Consider the following 20,526-nt stretch of genomic DNA (forward strand, 5'->3'; position numbering starts at 1 on the left):
GCGCACTCCCCGCCAACGCCCGAGCAGTCCCCTTCACCGCCGCTGCGATCTCCGCCCGCCCCCGCCCCAGCCCCGGCCCCCCCCACCCCCCCCCCCCACCCCACAAAACCCCCCCCCCCCCCCCCGCCCCGCCGGGGGGGGGGCGGGGAATTCCCCCCCCCCCCCCCCGACCCCGGCAGCCTGGCGCGTACTGAGCGGGACATCCCCACTCGGCACTGGTCGCCGACCACATAGACGCGAACGACTCAGCGCCGAGCTGTCGATCCGAACACTTCGGCGAGCGACCGCCGGCCCAGCGACCCGAGGCGGTTCGGCGACCGGACTGCTCCGTGACCGACCTCCGAACCAGCCGCGAGTCTCAGCGGCCGAGTTCCTCGCGCAATACCGCCACGACGCCGTCGAGCGGGACGGACCGCTGCACGCCGGTCGCCATCTCCTTGACCCCGATCGTGTTCTCGGCGAGATCGCGATCGCCGAGTACCAGGGTGTATTTCGCCCCCGACCGGTCGGCGCCCTTCATCGCGCCCTTCATCCCACGGTCGCCGTAGGCCAGGTCGACGCTGATGTCGGCGGCGCGCAGTTCACCGGCCAGCGCGACCATTTTCGCCTTGGCCTCGGCGCCGAGCGCCACGCCGTACACCTGGCAACGCGCCGGATCGGCCGCCGACTTGCCCTCGGCCGCCAGCGCCAGCACGGTCCGGTCGACACCGATGCCGAACCCGATGCCCGACAGCGGCTGTCCGCCGAGCTCGGCCATCAGCCCGTCGTAGCGCCCACCGCCGCCGATACCCGACTGCGCGCCGAGCTGGTCGTGCACGAATTCGAACGTGGTCTTAGTGTAGTAGTCCAGGCCGCGCACCATGCGCGGGTTCACCACGTACGGCACGCCGAGCGCGTCGAGGTGGGCGAGCACCTGCTCGAAGTGGGCTTTCGCCGACTCCGAGAGGTGGTCGATCATCAGCGGCGCGTTCGCGGTCAGCTCGCGCACTTCGGGACGCTTGTCGTCGAGCACGCGCAGCGGGTTGAGCTCGGCGCGGCGCTGGGTTTCCTCGTCCAGCGGCAGCCCACGCAGGAACTCCTGGAGCAATTCGCGGTACTGCGGGCGGCACGTCTCGTCACCGAGCGAGGTGATCTCGAGGCGGAATCCGTCCAGGCCGAGCGAACGGAACCCGGCGTCGGCGATCGCGATGACCTCGGCGTCCAGGGCCGGGTCGTCGATGCCGATCGCCTCGATGCCGACCTGCTGCAGCTGCCGGTAGCGACCGGCCTGCGGGCGCTCGTAGCGGAAGAACGGACCGGCGTAGACGAGCTTCACCGGCAACTGACCGCTCTTGTCCAGACCGTGCTGGATCACCGCGCGCATCACGCCCGCGGTGCCTTCGGGGCGCAGGGTGAAGCTCTCGCCGTTGCGGTCGGCGAAGGTCCACATCTCCTTGCTGACCACGTCGGTCGACTCGCCGACACCCCGTGCGAACAGGGCGGTCTGTTCGAATACCGGCAGCTCGACATGCCCGTACCCGGCGAGTCGGGCGGCGTGGATCAGCCCGTCGCGCACGGCGACGAACTCGGCCGAACCGGGTGGCAGGTAGTCGGGGACACCCTTCGGGGCGGTGAAGCTGCTGGTCTTGGTCACGATGGTCCAGTTTTCCCCACGGGCGCCCTCCGCGTCCAACCGGTTACCCTCTAGACGAACCTGACGACACGGGAGGAACGCGGTAGTGCCGAGTAACGAACAGCGACGGGCGGCGGCCAAGCGCAAGCTGGAGCGCCAGCTGGCACGACGGGCCGAGCAGGAGAAGAAGCGCAAGCGCTTGACGATCGCGGGCTCGGTACTGGGTGTGATAGTCGTCGCGGCCGCCGCGACCGGCGTGTATTTCCTCACCAAGGGCGAGGACGAGTCCTCGGCGAACGCCGAGACGTCCTCGGCCGTGCCGACGACCCAGTTCGTCAACACCCCCCTCGACATCCCCGGCCCGCCGCCCCCCGCGGCCAAGCCCGCGACGGTCGACTGCAGCTACCCCGCAGGCCAGGAGCCGCCCGCGAAACCCGTCACGGCGCCCGCGACGACCTCGGTCGCCACCGGTACCCCCGAGACGAAGGTGGCGATCGACTCCACCCAGGGCCCGATCGGCTTGTCGCTCAACAGCGCCCAGGCCCCCTGCACGGTCAACTCCTTCGTGAGCCTGGCCCAGCAGGGCTACTTCGACAAGACCAGCTGCCACCGCATCGTGGCCACCCCCGGCTTCGGCATCCTGCAGTGCGGCGACCCGACGGCCACCGGCAAGGGCGGCCCCGGCTACAGCTTCGACAACGAGTACCCGACCGACCTGTTCGCGCCCGACGATCCGGCGTTGCAGTCGCAGCCGGTGAACTACAAGCGCGGCGTGATCGCCATGGCCAACGCGGGCACCTCACCGGAAGGCAAGGGCACCAACGGAAGCCAGTTCTTCCTGGTCTTCGGTGACACCCAGCTGCCGCCGAACTACACCATCTTCGGCACGATCGACGAGGCCGGCCTCGCCACCCTGGACAAGGTCGCGGGTGGCGGCGTCAAGGGCGGCGCGGAAGACGGCGGCCCGGCCATCCCGATTTCGTTCAACACTGTCAAGGTGGGCTGACACCGCCTTTTCAGCGTGGAAAAACGGACCGGACACCCTCGCGTGTCCGGTCCGTTTCCGGTTTTCGGGCCCCGACGTGCGAAGAAGATCATCAGAGGCTAGGCAACCCTACGATTCGTCCGGCCGACAACCCGCTCACCGGCGATTTCTTTCCCGCCGACCCGCCCCACCTGTCATCGCACCGTATCCTTCGCGCGGTAGGCTCAGATGTCCACTTCCACAGCAGCATCGGGGAGCAGTCATGGCGGAACTCGACGACATCGGCAGCGAAACGGCGTCCATGATGCGCACAATGCTGCAGATGGCCACCCTGGTCGCCCTCAAGTCGCGCGAACACGGCCAGAAAGAGGCCGAATCCCGCGCGAAGGCGATCGAGGCCAAGATGAAGGAAGCGCGCGAACTGCAGATCCGTGAGGCGCGCGATCTCAAGGCCAAGGATCCGCGCAACATCGAACTGGTGCAGATGATGTCGATGGGTGCGGCGAAAACCCCGCAGCGCGGGCTCACGCTGGAGAAAGACCCGTCCTCCCCGTTCTCCACGAGCGCTGCCGTCGCCTCGACGACGACGGGTGTCAACGCACCGCAGGTGGGTTACGACTCCGCCGAGCGCCGTTCCGCCATCGCAGCGCATCTGCAACGCGCCGGCGTGGCACCGGAATTGGCCGAGGTCCGGATGCTTGTCGAGATGGGCCAGGGCATCTCGCCCGACGAAGCCATTCGCCGGGCGAACGCGGGCACACGTCGCGCCAGTACCGGCCTGGAGCGCGGCATCGAAGCCCGCGGCCTCAATCCGCGCGGCCTGGACCGCGGCCGCTGACCGCGGTGTCGACCGCTCACCCGAAGGGATGATCGGCCGACACCGTAGCGACCCTACAAATCGCGCGTTTCCACGGTCTTCTGCCACGGATCTTCCGGGTCGTCGAGCATGTGCCGATCGTTCCCGGTCGGCACGTCGACCTTCAACGACTCGAGCATCGGCTTGTGGCCGTTGCGCACACTGCAGTATTTGAACGGCCCTTTCGGGTCGAACAGGGCAGCCATGTGCTTGTCGGCGTGATCGAGGAACCACACGCTGATGCCTGGACCGCCCTCGAGGCGGAAATGCTCCCAGGTCTGCCACACCGCATCGAGCCTGATCATGGCCTCGGGATGACGCCACCACTCCGGGCACCAGACGGTGTCGCTGATATCGGTGACCTGTCGGCTGTACACCCGGCTCAAATACTTTGCGACGAAATCGAATACGTCTGTGTACCCGTTCGCTACCTGGCTTGCGACGCGCATTTCTTCAGTCACAGCGGCTTGACCTCCTCGATTTCACCGATGTCGTCCGGCGGCGGAATGGATTTCGACAGAGTCGTCGAAGGCGACGTGATCAAATCGTCGATGCGAGTCTTGCGGGTGGGGTCGTTGTCGTCGATCGAGCGCTTGACCGCGTCCGCGTACTCGGATTCCCACCACGGCACCGTACGCACCAGCACCGCAGGCTGCCCGGAGGTGAACACCACGGCCCGGCCACGGGGCAGTGTCGCCAGGCCCTGGGCGGTGAAGGTCACCGAGGAACTGAGCGAACGCGAGTAGCTCTTGCTGTTGCCCGACTGCGACATCGACGCCGAGATGGAGTCGTACTCGCCGATCGCCTCGGACCGGTCACGCAGGAACGCCATGTCATCGACACCGCTGCCGAGCACCTTGATATTGGCGGCCGACCAGAGCGCGCTCATCCCGGCGTCGCCCCAGCAGCGCGCGCCCTGCGCCCACGACTGCAGCACCGTCATCACGACGATGCCACGCGAACCGAAGTGGCTGTACTGCTTGGGCAGATCCTTCCACCGGACCACGTTGGCGGCCTCGTCGAGGACCGCGAGCAGCGGGATCGGCAAGCGGCCGCCCGAGGACTGCGACGCTTTGCGCATCGCCACATCGATGACGGCCTCGGTCAGCGCACTGACCAGGGGGGCCGCCGAACCTCGGCCTTCGAGCGACAAGCAGTAGAGCGTGCCGTTGCGTTCGAGGAATTCGAGCTCGTCGAACTGGAGCCGTTCGCTGCTGCCACGGGTGATCCATGGGTGCACATTCGACAACTGTAGGCACCGGATCATCTTCTTCGCGGTGCCGAAAATGCCGCTCTTGGTTCGCCCTTCGGCGTTGTACTGCATCGCCAGACCAGCGGCGGTGAAGTCGTGGCCCGACTGACGCAGGTGCTCGATCGGCTCGCTGTTCTGCGAGTCGGTCACCCATTCCCACACCTGGGTGATCGGTTTGCCCGCGATGGCGGCGGCCAGGAAGAGACCGGCGAGGAGGTCTTCGGCCTCGGGGTCGAAGAAGCTGTCGCCGTTGTCGGCGCCGCCGGATTCGCTGTCGGCGAAGTGACCGGCCAACCGAGCCGCCCGCATCTCGCAGCCTTCCCTGCGGAAGTCGACCCATGCCAGCGGATCCCAGAACCACGTGGGTCGTTCACCGGCGACGCCCTGCGGGTCGAACACGAAAGTCGCACTGCCCTTGGCTTCTCGGACATTGCGCGTCGCGTCGACGACGTCACGCTTGTTCGAGGTGGTCAGCACCGGCCCGATCGCGGACAGGATCGCCGGGATCACCCTCGAGGTCGACTTGCCCTGACGAGGCCCCCAGATGTCGAGGTGCAGGTCCTCATAGGAGCCGTAGAGCGGCGTGCCGTCGGCGACTGCAACGCCGATCGGCACTCCGGGAGCGTCGCCCGTGCCGAGCCGCACACCGAGATCCTTCGCCTTCTCCCGCACCCCGGCCTCGGTGATCGACGCGATCGCACTGCCACTACCCATGTAGTCGGCCTTGTCGTCCACCGCCAACCGCCCCGCACCCGCGCGCTTGCGCAACTGCTTACGGATCACCACATACGCGATGGCCGCAGCGATCACCAACAGCACGATCACCGTCGACGCCCGCGGCCACTGCAATTTGCCACGCGCCAGATCGGCGACCACCGCGATCGGGTTGGCCGGAATGTTCTGCGGCACCACCGCCAGCGCGTTGCCCAGGTGCAGGGCGACGGCGAGGGTGATCAGCGCCGCGAAGCCGAACACGATCATGATCAGTGTCGTGTCGGGTCCGACCGCGGCCGGATCCGTCACCTTCTTCTTCGCCACGGGTGCCTCCTTGTGTGGACGTGGTGGTCAGCGGAACGCGTCGAGACGCCAGCCTTGCGGCGTCTGCACCACGGTCGCGATGACCGTGCTCGGCGGTAGTGCTTCGGTGCGTCCGTTGGGGTAGACGACCGTTTGTTCGATGCCGATCTTGTATTGCGCGACAGTGGGATCCGCGCTGGGTGGCGCGGGTTCACCGGAGGCGAACGTGAAGGCTTCGACGTGCGCGTCGGCCTTCGCCCAGTCCGCCCACTGCAGCGACGGTTTCGGTGTGTCGGTGACCCCGATGGAACTGTCGAGCATACGTATCATGCTGGGCCCCAGCCATTTCCGCGCGCGCTGGACCGAAGATCCCGGTTGTTCGGTCGCCGGGTTCCAGGTGTAGACCTCACGCAGGGCCACCACCGCCACCCCGTCGGGTGTGGTCGGGTCGACGGCGGCTTCGATCAGCCGGGTGGTGGAAGTGGTTTCGGGGCGGGTCGGTTCGGCGTCACCACCGCAGGCGGGGACCGAGAGCAGGACTGCCACGAGCATCACCGCCGGGGTTGTGCGGATTCGTGTTCTCTCCCACCAGGTTATCGCTGGTCGTGCGCTCACAACACCCTCCTCGCCCGTGCGTCGCCGGGCACCGCCACCTCGGCGACGCCCCCGCCACCGCGGTTGCTCGTCGGTGGAACCGCCTGGATCATCTGGCCGTTGCCGGTGTAGATCCCCACCTCGGTGGGCCCGCGCCTGCCGAATTCACTGAACACCAGATCACCCGCCACTGCCTTGGCGATCGGGACTTCCACCCCGGCTTCCCACTGCTGTTCGGCGGTGCGCGGCAACGTCACCGCGCCCGACGACGCGGCGAACAGCGCCGCCGCGGTCAATCCCGGACCGTCGAAGCCACCGTTGCTCGGTCCCTGCGCGCCACCGCCACCCCACACGTACGGGGTGCCGAGCCAGTCGTGGGCGGCCTCGACGATCTGGTCACCGTCGCTGCCCTCCCCCGGCGTGAACCGTCCCTGCGCGCCCGGCGCACGGTACTGCGGTTCCATCGACAAGATGTTGGTGACGTAGGGCCGGGTCTCGGAGAAGTGCGCCGCGTACTGATTCGGCATGCCCCCCGAGGTCAGCACCGCGCCTTCACCGGCGTTGTAGCCGGCCAGGGTGAGCGCGGTCAGATCGCCCGAAACGCGGCCCGCCGCCATCCACCCCGCGATCTTGTGGGCGATCGAGCACATGTAGCGGGCTTGGCCGATGATCGCGTCGCCGTCGTCCCACACGCTGGCTGTCCCGTTGCCGTCGGCATCGATGACGTAGGGCTGACCGTCCTCGGGATTGATGCCTGCCGCCGTACCCGGCAGGAACTGGGCAAGGCCCTGGGCGCCCGCGGGCGAGGTGAGTCCGCGCCGGAATCCCGACTCCTGCTTGGCCTGTGCGGCCAGCAGCGACGACGAGATCTCCGGGCAGACCGTCCCCGCGCGGCGGTACCAGATCTCGAGTTCGGCGGGCACCTTCCCGTCGGCCAATGCCCCACCGGCGCTACCGAATCCGCGCACACAGTTGGGGTCGCTCGAAAACGCCCGTGCGCCACCGACATCGGGGGTCGGCGCGCCGTCGAGCCACGGCATCGGGTCGATCTGGCGGCCACCGGTGAAGCGACCACCGGGCACGATCTCGAAATGCAGGTGCGGGCCGCTGGATTCGCCCGCCGAACCGACCATCCCGATCGGCTGGCCCGCGGTCACCGTCTGACCGGTGCGCACCTTCACCCCCGCGTCCCACATGTGGCCGTAGACCGCGGAGTAGGCGCGACCGTTGGTGTCGACGGAATCGACGACGATCCAGTTGCCGAAACCCGAGGCGGGACCGGCGGCGACGACCCGGCCGTCGGACACCGAGTAGATCGTGGTCCCGTCGGTGGCAGCCATGTCGATGCCCTTGTGATCGCCGCCGCGCGAACCGAAGACGTCGGAGATGGTGAAGGTTCCGGTTTCCAGGGGCAGCGTGCGCCGTAGCGGGCCGACACCCGCCGCCAGCACCGGTGTCGCGGTCACCGACGGATTCACCGACGGCACAGCCGAACTCGTCGCCCCCGCGCGATTGTCACCGCCGAGTGCCGGCAGCGTCGGCACCGCCGACCCGTCCAGGATATCGCCGGTTTCGCAGGTCTCGTCCGAGGACGGCAGCACGATCACCAGCACCAGTGCCACCAACCCGATGACCGAGCCGATCACCGTCATCATGATCGTGCGGACGTTCACCGGCCGCCTCCCCGCGTTCCGCGCCGGGCGCCGATTCGCGCAACGTCCGCCGCGGCGGAGTTCATGTGCGGCGCCGCGACTCGTTGAGCGTGTCGGCGAGCGTGCGGTTCATCTCCGCGGCGGCGGCCAGCTGTTGTTGCAGCAGCGCCACTTTGCGGCGTAACGCGGTGGCGTCGAGCCGGTCCAGGCTCGGGTCCTGGGTCGCGCGGACCCAGTTGCGCACCGAATTGGCGTGCACGCCGATCTGTTCGGCGACCATCCGGCACGCCTCGGATTCGCTGCGTAACTTGTCGGTCAGCGCCACCACCTGGGCGACGGCGGCGTTGCGGACCTCCGGCGAGACCCGGCGGTAGGACCGGTGCGGCATCATTACCCTACTCACTCCCGTTCGAATAGTCCGGCGTGCCACGTGGGTTGTCGCCGAACTCGCTGAAGCGTTGGTTCGTGTCGTGGATTCCGCTTTCTCGTTCCGACACCGTGAACTCCATGTGGAAAGGAATACCTGGCCGACGATCCTCGCCGACCTTCAACAGGAACTTGCCGGTGCCGGGAGGTGAGGGCCGCTGCTGGCCGGGCTTGAGCGCCTCACCTGTCAGTGCTTGCGGCGCCGACCAACTGGTCACCATCTCCTGTTCGGCGGAGGTGAACGGCACCGTGGAGTCGAGCCTGCTGATCTCCTCGGCTGGCAGTGCGCCGAAGATCTTGGCGCGCGCGCGTTCCAGGAAGCCGATGGCCTTGGCGATCGCGGCGTCCGAGCCGAGCGCCTGCAGGTCCTTGATGGTGTGGCTGATCATGATCAGGGCGGTGGCCAGGCCACGCTGCAGTCGGGTCAGTTCGTCGACCCGGTCGACCATGAAGTCGCCGAGGCCGAGCACCTGCCACAGCTCGTCCATCACGACCTGGAAGTAGCGCTGCGGGCCGAGGTCGGCGTCGGCCAGGACGTGCGCGGCCTCGACGGAGGCGAAACCGTCGGCCCAGCAGGCCAGCATGACCGCGGCCTTGAGTTTCTTGTCGCCGCTGGGGATGTGCGAGACGTCGATGCACACCGCGACGGCGCCGGTGTCGATGGGAACGCTGGTCTGGCCGTTGAAGATCGCGCCGAACGGGCCCTGGGTGAGCGCGCGCAGTGAGCGGCGCAGGCCCTTGATGGCGTTCTGGTATTCGTCGGTGTTGTCGGCGCCCGCGTCGAGCATCATCTCGGCACCGCCGCTGACGATCACCTCGAGCAGGTTCTCCATGATCGGCGGTTTGTCGGGGGTGAAGCCGCCGGGCTGGTAGAGGATGCGCAGCGCGGTGGCGATCAGTGTTTCCTCGAAGTCGGCCACGCGCGCGCCGCGGACCAGTTCCACCAAGCCCGCGATCAACGTCACCTGCCGGGCACGCAGGTCCTGCAGCACCTGACGTTGCAGTGCGGGTTTGTCCTCCAGGCGCGGCACCACCGAGCCGAGCACGCCCGCTGCGAGGGGATTGAGCTTGCCGTGCCCGTAGCCGAGGTCGATCACCTGGCCGCCGACGAGTTCGACCATCTTGCGGTAGTCGGGTTTCACGTCGGCCAGGATCAGCGGGGTGATGCCCTGGGCGATGCCGCCGAGCACGATCCGGCGCACCAGCGAGGACTTACCGAAACCGTTGAGACCCAACACGAAAAGGCTGGGCGCGGTGATGAAGCTGCCGCGCATGAACCAGTTCATCGGATCGAAGCAGACCGGGGCGCCGGTGTGCAGATGCGAGCCGAGCGGGGTGCCGATCAGCGGCGCACCGGCACCGACCGACCACGGCCACAGTCCCGCGACCTGGGCGGTGGTGGCCCGGTACTCGACCGGGCGGCCGACCACGTTCATCTTGCCCCCGCCCGCGCCCGAGTAACCGCGATCGGTCAGTTCGGCGGTGGTGCGGTCGAATCCGTCCTTGACGACGGCCTCGGTGCGCGCCTGGGCGTTGTTGCGGCGCAGGTCGTCGGTGTGGATACGGAACGTCGCCCAGGCCGCGCGCAGACCCGACTGCTCGCGGGCGATCATCTCGTAGCGGGCGCGGGTGGCGTCGTCCAGAAGTTTGGGACCCTGCGAACGTCGTTCCGGCTTGGTCGATTTCGCGGACCGCCCCGAACCCATCGCCCGATCGGCGGCATCGTCGGACCGGACCGCACGCACCGCCTTCGCGGGTCGCGGCTTCTTCTTTTTCGTCAGCTTCGGTTCGGCCTGCTTCGGCCGCCGACGCGGATCTCCCTGGGGGCGTTCGTGTTCCAGACGTGGCCCATGATCTTCGTCGCGTAGCCCGCGGTCGGCGCGAGCCCTCGCGGCCCGCTCGGCATCGGGACGCGGCCGTCGAGTGCGCCGCTCCCCCACGTCTTCGCGGCTACCCGCTCGCGAGCGCCCCGATTCCGGACCCCGGCCACGGATTTCGTCAGCGCGTGGCCGGTCAGGGCCGGTGTCGGGTAGCCCGCGGGCGCCTTCTTCAGCTGACCACCGCCGGTCTTCCTCGGCCGAGCGGCGCGTGTCCTCCGCACGCGGCCGACGCGTCTCGCCCTCTCGTCTGCGCGGATCCTCACCGCGGGGTCGCGTCGGCCGACCTCGGTCCGAACCCGGTTCCTCACGCGACCGACGCTCGCCCTGCGGACGTTCCTCGGACGTGCGTGAGCCCCGCGCCGCGCGTTCGCGCTCGTCGCGTTCGGTGCGCTCGTCGAGGCCGAGCACGTCATCGCTCACGCGCGGCGCGCTCCCCGCGGGCCGTGGCTCGCGTTCGCCGCGGATGCGCGGCGGCCGGTGGACCGGGCGCAACGCGACGTCGTCGCGGTCGCGCACCGGGGGTTCGTAGTCGCGTCCCATGATCGCCTCACCCCGCCAATGCCTTCGGAATGGTTGCGTGTTCGGGCAGGATCACGCCGCAACCGAGAGATGCCGCGAACGCCGCGGACTGGTAGCGGTAACAGCGCCGGATCTTGAGCCGGGCTTGGGTGGACAGGTCTCGGGTGATGGCTTCGATGCGTGGCAGGTCGCCGCGCAGCGGTTCGGTGATGGTGACCAGTGCGCCGAAGCGGGTCACGCCGTGTCCGCGGGCCTGTTCCTCACGGGCCTGCTGGGTGGCGCCGACGCGCAGCGTCGCCGCCGCCGAGACCACACCGCGTTCGCTCTGCTGCGCTACGAGGGCGTTCTTGAAGTCGTCGTCGACGATCTCGGCGGCGTCGGCGGCCGAGTGCGGCCGGTAGACGATCGCGATGCGCTTGCGTGGCACTTCGGGATTGGGTGCGAGCAGTCGCTGCAGCACCCGCTCGTCCACCGCGCCCTCGGGCGCTGCGTCCATCTCCCAGGTCACCGAGCGGCCGCCGTCGTGGATCAGGTGATCCCACTTCTCGTCGTAGGACACCGGACCCGCGTCGTCCCAGCCGAGGCCGTGCCCACCGGGGTCGGCCGCGGCCACCTCGAGATCGGCCTGCGAGGCCGGGTCGTAGCTGCGGCGGATGAAGGAGATGACCTCCTCGGCCGACATCGGCTGTGCGCGCACGCCCGCCTCGGCCAGCGCCGCGCAGATACCGGGCAGCCTGCGCCCGATCTCGACTGCTTCCTCGGCCGGGTTCTTGCGCCGCTCGGCGGTGGTGGCCTTGAACGTGATCGCCACGCGCGGCAGCAATTGCACACGCTCCTGCGGCAATTCGGTCGCCAGCTCGTACATCACCTGCTGGGCCAGGTCGGGGGCTTCGGGGCGGGTGATCGTGGAAACCTCGTTGAGCAACCGGTTTCCGGTCTCTGGCACCGTGTCGATCACCGGCACCACCGCGACGATGTCACTGGTCTGGCCGACCGAGGCGAGGAACGTGCCCCAGGCCGCGACCCAGCGGTCGATCACCGGCTGGTCGACGGCCTCGTGTCCCTGTGGCCAGGCCCGCAACACCACCGTGTACTGCGCGAACGCGGGCAGATGGATCATCCCGAAGTGGTAGCCACCGGCGTCGATGCCCTCATAGAGCTTCGACGGGGCGAGCAGCCCCGGCAATTTCGTGACACCGCCGGGAATCCGGGAGAACCGGCCACCGCGGTACACGTGCTCGCCGTTGTTGCGCGAGCGCCTCCAGTTGAACATCATCAGTCCCGTCTCATAGCCCGAACGGCCCCCCGTCCGCCACACCAGGGGCACCATCACCAGCGCGCCGAGCCCGCCGACGATGAAACCCCATTTGAATCCACCGACCATCGCACAGATCAGTGCCGTGATCACCACGACGAAACCGATCACGGTCTCTTCCCAGCGCAGGCCGAAAAGGCCCGCGCTGCGCGGTTTCTGCCACAGTCCGTACGAGCGGCGTTCGTAGGTGTCGGTCGCCGAGGTCGTCATCGCGGAATCGTGCTCCTGCCGAGGTCGGGTGAACGATTCGCCCAGCGGTCACCGGCGACGTCGCCCATTGATTGGTCCGCGCGCGCGGTGGTGTTGGCCGCCTGTCGCGCGGCCGCCACATTGCGTGCCCCCGCGGGCACCGAGCCCGAGCTGGTCGTCGTCGGCGGTGGTGCCGACCCACCGCCACGCGGAGGTGGCGTCGGCCGCGCCGCGCCCCCACCACCGCCGCCGTTACCGCCGGGCCCCGGTGGTCGCTGGCCCGCGCCGCCACTACCGAAGTAGCCTGCCGCGCCGGGCGCCGCCGGAGCCCGGGTGGCCACGGCCTTGGTACCGATCGCGCCGAGCGCCATCGCGCCGACGGCCGCACCACCGGCCATCATCAGACCCGAACCGCCGGTGCCGACCGTGGCGACCGCGGGCGCGACCAGCCGCATCAGCGCAGGCAGCACGAACGCCACGCTGCACAGCAGCACCAGCGCGACCAGCATCCGCTGCGCTTCCTCCCCACTGGGCAATCCGCTCGACGTGGTGGTCTCGTCGACATGGCCCGCGGTGGTGAACGCGATCATGTACACGATCGCGGCCACCGGTTTGAACAGCATGAACGCGATGATCCAGCCGACCAGTTTCTGATACGACTGCTTGCCCGTCCCGGTCGCCGAGGCCGCGGCGGCCAGTGGCAGCACGCCCGCGGCGACCACCAGCAGACCCTGTCGCACGATGGCCAGCACGATCTGCGCGAGCGCGCCGAGCAGACCGACGATGGCGATGATCAACACCAGACCCGGCGAAAAGGCCTGCAGTTTCGAGGTTTTCACCATCAGCTCGGCCATGTTCTTGGCATTGCCGCCGGTGGCGTCGGTGATGATCCACTCGGAGAACTTGTCCGAGGCTCGTGTGCCCGCGACGATCACCGCCCCCAGCATCCACGAACTGAACACCACCCTGGCGAACAGCCGGAACGATTCGGCGGCCTCGCTCACGGCCGCCCCGCGTCTGGCCTCGGCCAATCGGCCGCCGGTGATGATCACCGAGGCGATCAACAGCAATATCTGAATTTGATAGGTGTAGTCGTTGATCTTGGTGAACAGTGCCCCCGAGTCGCTCACCGCCTCGTTGGGCACCTTCATCCAGAAGGTCAACGCCAGGATCAGCGCCTCACCGAGACCCTTCATCAGCGAGTCGACCACCTTGCCGAAGGTCGAATCCCAGGCCTTGTCCTTGATCGCACTGGCCGCCTGGTCGGGATGGGAGCCGGCGTTGCCCGCCTTGCAGACCGCCGACGCCGCGTCACCGAGCGAGACGCCGGGGATCGCGACGCTGTCGAGGGTGTCGTGCAGTTCGTTGCACGCCTCGTCGAAGCCGTAGGTCTGGCCCATCGCCACCGTCGGTGTCGCGAGCATGACGGTGAAGATCACCGCGAAGATGGTGACGATCCGCCTCAGCATTGTTGGCACCCCTCGATGGTCGGCGCGGAATCGATCCGGGCTGTGCTTGTCCTCGATCGTCACCATGTCGTCCACCCCGCCAGCGATTCCACGTACTCGGTTTGGGCATTTGCGCTCGTCGACGGCTTGAGCCGCCAGTCCCCGGCGTCCCACACCAGGATCAGCCGCATGGCCGCGTATAACTGCTTGCCGTCGATCACCGGGCCGCGCGAGGCCAGTCGCACGATCGCCAGGTCCTCGGCGAAGTCGTCGATCTTGAACGCATCGGAGGCCACGAAGAATTTGGTCACCCGCTCCGGCTGCTGTTTCGGCAGCCTGTCCCCCGACAGCGCGGAGTCGTAAGCGGCCAACTGTGCTGTGCTGACCCGCAATTGCGTCACGTACAGGTCGCGGTCGGCCGGGCGGGCGTTGAGCCGGTAGGTGATCTGCGCGGCGGCCAGCGCGGCGCCCTGCGGGGTGCGCGCGTAGCCGACGGCGAGTCCGTCCTCGATCCGCGAGGGCCCGTCGGAAGTGGAGAACGGCACCGACGCACCGTAGACACGCTGCCAGCCGTGCGGTTTCGTGGTGCCCTCCGGCGCGGCGGTCAGCCAATCCGGGTCCGCGGGGGTACGTTGCGTACCCGGTTCCTGCGCCAGCGGCTGGCCCGCCGGGTTGTTCGGAATGTCGACCCGTCTGCCCAGCAGGTCGACATCGGGTTCGGCGAAACCCGTTCCGCCCGCGGCCTGGGCGGGCGGTGGCGCGTTGTCGGCGACGCTGTCGCCGTCGCGGGTGAAGTACACGACGGCGCCGACGACCATGATCAGGGCGAGCAGGGCACCGGAGGCGATCATGCCGAAGGACGCGCGGTCGCGCGTGCCCGGCTCCTTCTCGCTCACTGCGGTGCCTCCAATGTCACGATGTCTTGCGGTAATTCGTCGATCGGGTCGACCGGTCGGTCGGTCGAGCCCGGATCGGGTAACTGCAGTCGCCAGTCTCCGCCGTACCAGCTGACCGTGGTGTGGTTCACCGCCCGTGACCGGTCGGAGTATTCGGTGTAGACGTCGACGGCCGTTGCCTCATCACGATATTCGGTAATTTTGTAACCCAACAATTTCGGCGCGTACTCCGCCGTGGCAGGCCCGGTGATCGACAGCTGGACCCGGTTGATCGACCACTCGTCGCGCGCCGGTCCCGGCACGAGTTCGGCGTTCACCACCTGGGCCCATTGACTGTCGGGCGCCACCGACAACCGGATGGTGTGAGTCAGTGCCGCCAGCCCGGCCCCGCGCGGGGAGTGCTCGAAACCCGTCGCGGCGCCCTGGTCCACCGTTTTCGGGCCCTGGTCGGTGTGCGGCATGGCGATGCCCTGGTAGTCCTGCCAACCCACCCCGGTCGGGGCGGCGGTGAGATCGAGTCCGGCATCGCCGCCACCGCCGCAGCCGACGGCTGCCGCGAGCAAGGCGATACCGACCGCGACCGGTCGTGTCTTGGTGGACGTCATGCCGGCAGGAAAGCCAGCGCGATCGCGGACGCCGTACTGGCGACCGAGGCACCGATCAAGCTCATCAGGACACCGTGCGAGGCGTCGTTGACCGCCAGGTCGCTGCGGAACGCGATCCACAATCGACCCGCCGACAGGATCATCCAGGCCAGGCACGACAGCAGGACGAACCAGAGCAGCCAGTTGAGCAACTGCATCATCGGCGCCAACACGTCGGCCGGGATCTGCTTATAGGCGAGCACAGTGATCACTAACCGATGACCGCACTCATGATCGTGCCGGCGCTGGTCGCCACGACGCCGCCGATCATCGCGCCCGCCACCATCTTCGGCGATTCGAGCCCACCACCGGTCCAGCGCTCCCACGCGAACTTGCCGCCCGCGTAGGTGATGCCGCAGATGCCCGACAGCAGCACGAACCAGGTGAGGTAACGCACGAGCTGCAGGATCTTCTCCGAGCCGGGAGGAGCCTCCGGGGTCGGATTACCGACCTGGGCCAGCACGGTGCCGTACGTGTCCTGCACGGCGAGGAGGAGCATGCTCATCGGGTGCCTTTCTCCCACTGTAAAGGTGTTGTGCGACAAACACTTCGACGACGACACACGTTTGTACACCACCGACCGGCGACCCGCCCGGCGTTCATGATCGGCCCTCGTTCCAGCTGGGCGCGCCGAGGCTCGCCCGGATGGCCGCGACCACGTCGGTACCGAGGTCACCGATCTCCACCGGTACTTCGTCGAGCGGGTCGGGACGGCGTTTCTTGACCGTCACCTCGTCGCCCGGCGACCACACCGGAAGCGCGTCGGACTCCACCAGAGTCCATTCCTCGAACCACGGCACCTGCCAGACGTGCCCGGCCAGCGAGCCGACCACCTCCCGGTAGCGCCGGATCTCCGGTGCCATCCGGCCAGGGCGCGCGGCGACCGTGATCAGGCCGAGCACCAGCGCCGGGCCCGCGAGCCCCGCGTGGTGCTGGCGCAGCAGATCGTGCGCGCGGGTGAGTCCGGAGATGGTTTCCCTGGCGACCAGCACGACATAGGGGGATTCGCGGTCGAACACACCGGGCCAGCGCCCGCGCGCGTCGGCGGCGGGTGCGAGCACATGGGAGAGCGTGGTCGCGCCCGCGCCACCGTGGACGCCGAGCAACCACACCAGTGGCGCCCGGCCGACCCCCGGCACCGGACGCTCCCAGATCTTGGCGCGCAGCGACTCTGGCGGCGCGACTACACCGGCGGGGGCGTCCGGTTCACGACGACGACGAAGATTCATGGCTGCCGTCATGATGCCACCCCGGCGAGCAAGCTCGCATACGCCGAACGCGTGGCCTCGGCCAGCTCGGCGTGACGGACGAGTTCCCCGCGCGCCAGATGCGGGTCGTAGGGGATCTCGACGACCTCACGCACCCAGCCCGACAGGTGTTCACGCAAATGCTCCGCTACGCGTGAGTCGTCGTGCGAATACTGGTGCGAGACAACGATGGTGGTGTCGGCGACCACGCCGGCCCCGTCGTCACCGTAGTGGTCGTCGAGCCATTCCAGGGTCACCCGCAGCCGGTTGGCCGCGTCGACCCGGGCCGGAATGGCAAGCACCAGGGCGATATCGGCGTCGTCGAGCAGGGGTCGCAGTTGCCGTCCGGCAATCGGGTTGCCGCCGTCGTAGACCGCGGTGTACCCACCGGTGTCGAGCGCACGCGCGACAGTGAGGAATGTCGCGCGCCGCCGCAGCGGGGTCGCGTCGCGCCAGAGCAGGCCGAAACCGGAGGTGGAGCGGGAAAGGCAGTCTTCCAGCGGCGCCGGTTCGTCGTCGCCGCGGCCGTAGACCCAGGACTGCAGGTTCACCGGGTGCAGGTGTTTGTCGGCGCCGCGCAGGGCGATATCGCTGCCCGCCGCGGTCGCGTCGACCGCCACGGTCGTCGCACCCGCGGTGACCAGTTCCGCCGCCAGGCCGAGCGCGGTGGTCGTCGTGCCCGCACCGCCGCAGCCGCCGACCACCAGGATCGGCCTGCGGGTACCGTCGCCGCGCTCGCCGTTGCGACGCCGCAACCGCACCACCGGAGCCGGATCACGCGCCAGGTCATCGGACGGGTCACCCTCGGGCGCCTCGTCGAGCCAACGGCTCCAGTCGTCTGTCATCGCTTCTCCTTACCCTGCCGCGATGCCCGTGATGAGCGTGCGATCGCCGACCAGCTCTGTGCGCACCGATTGCTTGGTGTAGGTGGCCGGTGCCCCCGCGGGCCGGAACTCGGTGACCTCCACCGTGAACCGGTCGGCCGCGACAGTGGTGATCCGCACGCAGTGGGTGGTCCCCACCGGGATGGTGTCGATACCGCGCTGGATCACGGCGGCCGGTGAGATCTCCGCGCCCGGGGCGACCACCGCTCTGGCCTGCTCCCCCGATCGGCTCACGTAGTAGGCGTATTGGAAGGCGAGGATGGCGTCGGGGCCCGACCCTGTGCCGCCTGCTTCGGCGCTGCGCACCACGATGTCGGTGCGTTCGGTCGGGCACGAGCCCGCGGTGTCGGCGGTCAGGTTACCCGCGGTGAAGTGCAGGGGCGAGGCGGCTTGGCGGGCAGTGTTGTCGCCGCCGCGACCGAACAGCAGGAAGAACACTCCGGTCGCGGCGATCACCAGAACGAGCACCGAGACCGCGAGGACCACCCAGGCGCGCTGGCGTTTCCGGTTCGCGCGCAGGGCGCCGGAGGGTTCGAGCACGCGGGCGTCGTCGTATTCGTCGGCGGCGGCATCGGGCCAGGGGAACTGGACGAGTTCGGCGTCGAAGTCGTCGTCGGGGCCGGGTGCCGGATCGGCGACCCAGTCCGACCAGCCGCCGGTGAAGTCGCTGCGGCGTCCAGCCAATTGCGCGAGGGGCGTCGGAGCGGGCTCGGGCACGTCGACGGATTCAGTTGTCGCGTCATCGAACTCGGCGGACCGAACGAACGGATCGACCTTCGCGCTCGACGGGTGCTCGATGGGTCGAAGGCCCGGGTCGCCGACGACGTTCGGCTGAGACCAGACGTCCCTGCCGTCCTGTCCGCCGACAGGGTCCGCCTGAGACCCGATGTCCCAGTCGTTTCGGCCGCCGACCTTCGGATCGGTGTCGACATTCCAGCCATGTCGGTCGCCGACAACTTTCGCGGGATCGATGCGTATGGCGTGCGAGTCGTCGGTGACGGTCGGCCGATCGTCGAGGTCGAGGCTGAACGGTTCAGGGGGACGCTCCCCTGCCGTGCCGGTGTCCGGCATCGGCGCAGGGTCGGGACTCTTCGAATATCGGTCGATGCTGTCGTCGTCGCCCGCCACCGGTTCGGTGGTGTCCGGGCGTGCGGGGGCACCGGCATCGGTCTCGGGTTCCAGCGCCGAGTACCAGCGCGACAATTCGTTGTACGACTTCAACATTTCCCCCTTTCCACGGCGCCGGGCACAGTTCGCATCGAAGACCTCTCGGTGATCAGTTCACAGAGAACGGACGGGTGGTGGGTGCGGTGGTTACGGGTGTCGCGGCAGGCGGAGTCGTCGCGCCGCCGGATGAGGCGCCATCGGCTCCTGTCCCGAAGGGAAATTGTCCCCCACCGGAGGGTTTGGATGTCGTAGACGCGCCGGTCGGGCTCGGGAAAATTCCCATACCGCGCGAGTCGGACCCGCCGACCGGTACGGTTCCCTTCCCCGAAACACCGGCCGCATCACGGGCTAGCGCGGCGAACCACTCGCCGACGTACTGCGTCGGCGTCGACCCGTTCGCGCCGACGCCCATGCGCGAGTAGGCGTCATGGCGCTGCGTCGTGTTCCAGTAGCGCACCCAGGTGGTCACGTCGAGGAGTTCGGCGTTGTCGGTCACGTTCTGCTGGACCGCCGTGAACGCTTCGTTGACCAGGCGCACCCCGGTGGTCGGTGGCACGAGTTGCGGGACCGCGCCTGCCAGTTTCGTTCCGAGCAATGTCAGCCCGGCCAGTGGATTCGACAGTGTGGCCGTTGCCAATTCGCTGATGGCGGCCGGGCTGATCACCGTTTTCACCACGGTGGCAACGGCATTGAGACCGATCATGCCGACCTTCAGCAGCGCTCGGTACGCGGCGTTCACGTCGAGCGTGTTGTTCGGGTCCGAGGCGTCGGAGATGCGCTGCGAGATCGACTTATTCGGCGCGAGCGAAACATCGGCGAGGGTGCTCCCGGAGATGTCCTCCTCGACCAGGGCGGTGGCGGTCTTGATGGAGGTGAACGCCAGCGCCTCGGCGATCGAGGTCAGGGATCCGATCGGGTCGCCGCCGGAGAGTTTCGACTGGCTCATAAGGTTGGTGACGGCACGCACGATCGGTGCGCCCTGTGGTGCGTCGCACGCGAGATCGCCTGTGGCACAGAAGCTTGCGACGCGGCCGGTGAGTTTGCCGAAGGCGTCGGCTTGGTCGCTCTGCGGTGCGAGTCCACCCCCGGGGGCGATGCCTTGGCGCACCTCACCGATCGCCGCCAGGGCAACGCCAGCGGTTCCCGGTGCTGCCAGCGGCGCGGTCCGGTCGGGTGCGCCGGGGAACAGTGGCGCGTTCTCGGCGCGGGTCGGGTCGGCGAACAACGCGACCGCGGCGACCTTGTCCGCGGACAGCACACCAGTGCCCGCGCCGACTTCCTGCGCGAACAGCGAGGCCACATGGGCGCCTTGGGAATACCCGACCACTGCGATCCGGGTATTCGGGCAACGCTGTGTCACTTGGGTCGCCATCGAGCGAAGTCGCTCCAAACCGCCGACGACGGATTCCGTGTACGGCACCGCGCCACCCGGCACCGCACCGCCGAACGCCGCCTCATACGCGACGTACGCACGATCGACCAGTCCGGGCTCCGACGCGCGGGCCATCATCGGACGGAACACCGTCGAGAGCATTCCGGTGTCCGTACTCGGCGCCGCGTCGGGTGACGACTCGCCCGTCCCCTGAATCCCCAAGGCATACAACGCAGGACACGCGGCGATGGTTACCTGCGTGGACGGCGCGGTGGGTGTACCGTCTTGCGCACCCGCCACCCCCGCCGTAACCGATAGCGAAGCAACGGTGAACGCCATGAGCGTCCCCGCGAGTTGTGTCGTGTACCGAGCAAATTCGATCCGCATCACAGTCCGTTTCCGCTGACCAGTGGAGCGTTGAAACGCACTAAACCGTAACAGATTCCGGGTATCCGAACCCCTGCCCTAATCGGCCCTTTCACTGCCACCGGCAAACCCGATGCGGACAGCAACCTTTCGGCGATCACCTGCGCAGACAGCGGCCCGGGCACCCTCGCGAGGAGAGTGCCCG

General features: G+C 68.5%; 19 protein-coding genes. 2 read left to right on the forward strand and 17 right to left on the reverse strand.

Annotated elements, in window-relative coordinates; all coding sequences use genetic code 11:
• Window positions 1–358: 358 nt before the first annotated feature.
• On the reverse strand, window positions 359–1,633 hold the full coding sequence (hisS, locus tag ACFW6D_RS19055) for a histidine--tRNA ligase (protein WP_379329827.1): 1,275 nt from the start codon (window positions 1,631–1,633) through the stop codon (window positions 359–361).
• Window positions 1,634–1,718: 85 nt separating this feature from the next.
• On the opposite strand from hisS, the gene ACFW6D_RS19060 reads away from it, so the two are divergent.
• Together ACFW6D_RS19060 and ACFW6D_RS19065 are read left to right on the forward strand one after the other, a co-directional pair.
• Window positions 1,719–2,618 (forward strand): peptidylprolyl isomerase, encoded by a 900-nt coding sequence (locus tag ACFW6D_RS19060; RefSeq protein ID WP_379329829.1) that lies wholly within the window; start codon window positions 1,719–1,721, stop codon window positions 2,616–2,618.
• 241 nt (window positions 2,619–2,859) lie between these two features.
• On the forward strand, window positions 2,860–3,435 hold the full coding sequence (locus ACFW6D_RS19065) for a hypothetical protein (protein ID WP_379329831.1): 576 nt from the start codon (window positions 2,860–2,862) through the stop codon (window positions 3,433–3,435).
• A 53-nt stretch (window positions 3,436–3,488) separates the two neighbouring features.
• Here ACFW6D_RS19065 and ACFW6D_RS19070 read toward each other — a convergent pair whose 3' ends face one another.
• The 16 genes from ACFW6D_RS19070 to ACFW6D_RS19145 all read right to left on the reverse strand — a co-directional run bounded on the left by ACFW6D_RS19070 (window position 3,489) and on the right by ACFW6D_RS19145 (window position 20,342).
• The gene (locus ACFW6D_RS19070) at window positions 3,489–3,914 is read right to left on the reverse strand and encodes a DUF4913 domain-containing protein (protein ID WP_379329833.1); all 426 of its coding nucleotides are present in this window, start codon (window positions 3,912–3,914) and stop codon (window positions 3,489–3,491) included.
• The gene (locus ACFW6D_RS19075) at window positions 3,911–5,743 is read right to left on the reverse strand and encodes a type IV secretory system conjugative DNA transfer family protein (protein WP_379329835.1); all 1,833 of its coding nucleotides are present in this window, start codon (window positions 5,741–5,743) and stop codon (window positions 3,911–3,913) included. The genes ACFW6D_RS19070 and ACFW6D_RS19075 overlap by 4 nt, the downstream gene beginning before the upstream one ends.
• 27 nt (window positions 5,744–5,770) lie before the next feature.
• On the reverse strand, window positions 5,771–6,337 hold the full coding sequence (locus ACFW6D_RS19080; RefSeq protein WP_379329837.1) for a hypothetical protein: 567 nt from the start codon (window positions 6,335–6,337) through the stop codon (window positions 5,771–5,773).
• A complete protein-coding gene (locus ACFW6D_RS19085) occupies window positions 6,334–7,989 on the reverse strand; it encodes a peptidoglycan DD-metalloendopeptidase family protein (protein ID WP_379329839.1) in 1,656 nt (551 codons plus the stop codon). The genes ACFW6D_RS19080 and ACFW6D_RS19085 overlap by 4 nt, the downstream gene beginning before the upstream one ends.
• A gap of 61 nt (window positions 7,990–8,050) precedes the next feature.
• Window positions 8,051–8,359, reverse strand: coding sequence for a transposase (locus ACFW6D_RS19090; RefSeq protein WP_062982964.1), 309 nt, complete (start codon window positions 8,357–8,359; stop codon window positions 8,051–8,053).
• Between the two features lie 4 nt (window positions 8,360–8,363).
• Window positions 8,364–10,814, reverse strand: coding sequence for a hypothetical protein (locus tag ACFW6D_RS19095; protein ID WP_379329840.1), 2,451 nt, complete (start codon window positions 10,812–10,814; stop codon window positions 8,364–8,366).
• Between the two features lie 7 nt (window positions 10,815–10,821).
• Window positions 10,822–12,318, reverse strand: coding sequence for an SCO6880 family protein (locus ACFW6D_RS19100; protein ID WP_266290614.1), 1,497 nt, complete (start codon window positions 12,316–12,318; stop codon window positions 10,822–10,824).
• Window positions 12,315–13,832, reverse strand: coding sequence for a hypothetical protein (locus tag ACFW6D_RS19105; protein WP_379329842.1), 1,518 nt, complete (start codon window positions 13,830–13,832; stop codon window positions 12,315–12,317). The genes ACFW6D_RS19100 and ACFW6D_RS19105 overlap by 4 nt, the downstream gene beginning before the upstream one ends.
• Window positions 13,826–14,641 (reverse strand): hypothetical protein, encoded by an 816-nt coding sequence (locus tag ACFW6D_RS19110; RefSeq protein WP_379329844.1) that lies wholly within the window; start codon window positions 14,639–14,641, stop codon window positions 13,826–13,828. The genes ACFW6D_RS19105 and ACFW6D_RS19110 overlap by 7 nt, the downstream gene beginning before the upstream one ends.
• Complete coding sequence (locus ACFW6D_RS19115; protein WP_379329846.1) at window positions 14,638–15,246, reverse strand: hypothetical protein; 609 nt, start codon at window positions 15,244–15,246, stop codon at window positions 14,638–14,640. Before ACFW6D_RS19115 ends, ACFW6D_RS19110 begins: the two co-directional genes overlap by 4 nt.
• Complete coding sequence (locus ACFW6D_RS19120; protein WP_056810720.1) at window positions 15,243–15,497, reverse strand: hypothetical protein; 255 nt, start codon at window positions 15,495–15,497, stop codon at window positions 15,243–15,245. The genes ACFW6D_RS19115 and ACFW6D_RS19120 overlap by 4 nt, the downstream gene beginning before the upstream one ends.
• On the reverse strand, window positions 15,497–15,790 hold the full coding sequence (locus ACFW6D_RS19125; protein ID WP_056815437.1) for a hypothetical protein: 294 nt from the start codon (window positions 15,788–15,790) through the stop codon (window positions 15,497–15,499). The genes ACFW6D_RS19120 and ACFW6D_RS19125 overlap by 1 nt, the downstream gene beginning before the upstream one ends.
• Window positions 15,791–15,884: 94 nt before the next feature.
• The gene (locus tag ACFW6D_RS19130; protein WP_379329848.1) at window positions 15,885–16,526 is read right to left on the reverse strand and encodes a hypothetical protein; all 642 of its coding nucleotides are present in this window, start codon (window positions 16,524–16,526) and stop codon (window positions 15,885–15,887) included.
• Window positions 16,523–17,377 carry a MinD/ParA family protein gene (locus ACFW6D_RS19135; protein WP_379329850.1) on the reverse strand — a complete coding sequence of 285 codons (855 nt, stop codon included), beginning with the start codon at window positions 17,375–17,377 and terminating at the stop codon, window positions 16,523–16,525. The genes ACFW6D_RS19130 and ACFW6D_RS19135 overlap by 4 nt, the downstream gene beginning before the upstream one ends.
• A 9-nt stretch (window positions 17,378–17,386) precedes the next feature.
• A complete protein-coding gene (locus tag ACFW6D_RS19140; protein ID WP_379329852.1) occupies window positions 17,387–18,640 on the reverse strand; it encodes a hypothetical protein in 1,254 nt (417 codons plus the stop codon).
• Window positions 18,641–18,692: 52 nt separating this feature from the next.
• Window positions 18,693–20,342: a cutinase family protein gene (locus tag ACFW6D_RS19145; protein WP_379329854.1), complete on the reverse strand. Its 1,650-nt coding sequence runs from the start codon at window positions 20,340–20,342 to the stop codon at window positions 18,693–18,695.
• Window positions 20,343–20,526 lie beyond the last annotated feature (184 nt).

The sequence above is a fragment of the Nocardia sp. NPDC058705 genome (genome assembly GCF_042749305.1).
Lineage (GTDB): Bacteria > Actinomycetota > Actinomycetes > Mycobacteriales > Mycobacteriaceae > Nocardia.

Coding starts and splice junctions, on each gene's coding strand:
- ACFW6D_RS19105 (WP_379329842.1), bottom strand. CDS start 13,832: ATGGTGACGATCGAGGACAAGCACAGCCCGGATCGATTCCGCGCCGAC.
- ACFW6D_RS19125 (WP_056815437.1), bottom strand. CDS start 15,790: ATGAGCATGCTCCTCCTCGCCGTGCAGGACACGTACGGCACCGTGCTG.
- ACFW6D_RS19095 (WP_379329840.1), bottom strand. CDS start 10,814: ATGGGACGCGACTACGAACCCCCGGTGCGCGACCGCGACGACGTCGCG.
- ACFW6D_RS19140 (WP_379329852.1), bottom strand. CDS start 18,640: ATGTTGAAGTCGTACAACGAATTGTCGCGCTGGTACTCGGCGCTGGAA.
- ACFW6D_RS19090 (WP_062982964.1), bottom strand. CDS start 8,359: ATGATGCCGCACCGGTCCTACCGCCGGGTCTCGCCGGAGGTCCGCAAC.
- ACFW6D_RS19135 (WP_379329850.1), bottom strand. CDS start 17,377: ATGACAGACGACTGGAGCCGTTGGCTCGACGAGGCGCCCGAGGGTGAC.
- ACFW6D_RS19130 (WP_379329848.1), bottom strand. CDS start 16,526: ATGACGGCAGCCATGAATCTTCGTCGTCGTCGTGAACCGGACGCCCCC.
- ACFW6D_RS19145 (WP_379329854.1), bottom strand. CDS start 20,342: ATGCGGATCGAATTTGCTCGGTACACGACACAACTCGCGGGGACGCTC.
- ACFW6D_RS19065 (WP_379329831.1), top strand. CDS start 2,860: ATGGCGGAACTCGACGACATCGGCAGCGAAACGGCGTCCATGATGCGC.
- ACFW6D_RS19115 (WP_379329846.1), bottom strand. CDS start 15,246: ATGACGTCCACCAAGACACGACCGGTCGCGGTCGGTATCGCCTTGCTC.
- ACFW6D_RS19100 (WP_266290614.1), bottom strand. CDS start 12,318: ATGACGACCTCGGCGACCGACACCTACGAACGCCGCTCGTACGGACTG.